Annotated in this window: 2 protein-coding genes; both read right to left on the reverse strand. The window is 62.8% G+C overall.

Features of this window, described 5'->3' with window-relative positions; translation table 11 throughout:
* A partial coding sequence (locus ACUN8H_RS18705) for a Rieske 2Fe-2S domain-containing protein (RefSeq protein WP_445533541.1) occupies nt 1-1,224 on the reverse strand: 1,224 nt, incomplete at its 3' end.
* A gap of 98 nt (nt 1,225-1,322) precedes the next feature.
* Nucleotides 1,323-2,264: catechol 1,2-dioxygenase (gene catA, locus ACUN8H_RS18710; protein WP_445533542.1), on the reverse strand; the 942-nt coding region annotated here is incomplete at its 5' end.

Here is a 2,264-nt window from a genome sequence, read left to right on the forward strand (position 1 = left end):
CTGAGCGTCTTCATCGGCGCCTTCGATCCATTGCTGGGCCCCACGGGAGAGGTCGTTCCACTCGGCCAGCGCGCCGTTGTAACCTTCCTGGCAGGCGCGGAACTCTTCGAGGTCGTCGGGCGTGCCCATGCCGGAGACGTTGAAGAAGTCTTCGTACTGGCGGATGCGCACACGCCGGTCCTCGGCGGCTTCGCCTTTGGGGGCGAAGCAGTAAATCGTCACTTCGGTTTTGTCCACGGCGACCGGACGAATCACACGGATTTGCGTGGAGAACTGATCCATCAGGTAGACGTTGGGATACAGGCAGAGGTTGCGCGTCTGGTTGACGATGGAGTCGGCGCGGGCATCGCCCAGCTGCTCCTGGATCCAGTCCTTATGTTGGTAGACCGGGCGCACTTCTGGGTTGAGCAGCCGGGTCCACAGCATCATGTGGCCGTTGTCGTAGGAGTAGAAGCCGCCTTTGCTTTTGGACCAGCCGTCGGCGTCGACCGCTTTGGTGCCGCCGGCATCGTAGTTGCGGCGCTCCATGGTGGAGGCGTAGTTCCAGTGCACGGAGCTGACGTGGTAACCGTCGGCACCGTTTTCGGCCTGCAGTTTCCAGTTGCCGGTGTAGGTATACGACGAGGTACCGCGCAGGATTTCCAGGCCTTCGGGGGCTTGGTCGACGATGTTGTCGATGACCTTGGTGGTTTCACCCAGGTGTTGTTCGAGCGGTTGAACGTCGTCGCTCAAGCTGCCGAACAGGAAGCCTTTGTAGTTCTCAAAGCGCGGTAGGCGTTTGAGGTTGTGGGAGCCATCCTGTTTGAACTGGTCCGGGTAGGCGCCGTTCTTTTCGTTTTTGGCCTTGAGCAGTTGGCCGTCGTTTTTGAATGTCCAGCCGTGGAAGGGGCAGGTGAAGGTGCCCTTGTTGCCGCGCTTACGGCGGCACAACGTGGCGCCGCGGTGGGCGCAGGCGTTAATCAGGCCGTGCAGTTCGCCCTGCTTGTCGCGGGTGATGATCACCGGCTGGCGGCCCATGGTGACGGTCATGTAGTCACCGGGTTCCGCGACCTGACTCTCGTGGGCCAGGAACAGCCAGTTGCCTTCGAAGATGTGCTTCATCTCCAGTTCAAAGAAGGCGGGGTCGGTGAACATGCTGCGGTGGCAGCGGAAGATGCCCTGGGCGGGGTCGTCCTGGACGGCGCCGCGCACGCGGGCTTCGAGCTGATCAAGCTGTGTGGTCATGATCTCTCTCCTCAAATACTTAGGCATAACCTGGGTGTTAGGCGCTAACGCATCGGACGGTGGACGTCAGCCAGTCGTTAGCGTGAGGCTATGGGGCTTTAAACCTTGGCGGTACCGGCGAGCTGGCTGGCGAGATCCTGCTCATCTTCTTTGGCCCGTGGGCGGGCGTGACGAACCTGCAGCTCGGCAGCGTCGGTATTGGCCAGTTCCACATCGAACACGACGTGGGAGAACGGGCCGTCCAGGTCGCGCTTGGCGATCTCGGCCGGATCCTCGATCCGCTCGGCGGGCACCACCAGCTCTTCCCGGGTGGCAAAGGCGAAGTCGTCAAAGGTGTAGGGGTCGCCCGCCAGGTTGATCTGGGTGGTCAAATGCTGGTGGCCCGGGGCGGAGACGAAGTAGTGGATATGCGCCGGGCGTTCGCCGTGGCGGCCCAGGGACTTGAGCACCACATCGGTCGGTGCGCCTTCGGGCACGCCGTAGCCGGAGGGGATAATACTGCGCGCGGTGTAGCGGCCGTCGCTGTCGGTATAGATCGTGCGGCGCAGGTTGTACTCGGATTGCGAGGGGTCGAAGAAGGAGTAGCCACCCTGGGAGTTGGCGTGCCAGATCTCGACCTTGGCACCGGCAATCGGGGTGCCGTTCACGTCGCGCACCTGGCCGGTCAGCCACATGGTCTCGCCCTCGGTCGCGTCGTCGTCCAGGCGGGCAAAACCTTCCGCCTCGGGGGCACCGGCCACGTACAGCGGGCCTTCGATGGTGCGCGGGGTGCCGCCGGTACGCTTGGCTTCGGCGTCGATGGCGTCCTGGCGCAGGTCGAGGAAATGGTCAAAGCCCAGCCCGGGCGAGAGCAAGCCGAACTGGGTCTGGCTGCCCAGGGCATTGAGCAGGTTGACCGCCGCCCAATACTCCTCCTCGGTGACGTCGAAGTCATCGATCAGCTTGAATAGGTCGCCGACTAGGCGGTGCACGATCTGCTTGGCGCGGTCGTTACCGCCTGACTGGTCAAAGCCGGCGACGGTTTTGATGAAGTCTTGAAC

It is taken from the genome of Vreelandella sp. V005, from assembly GCF_052645115.1.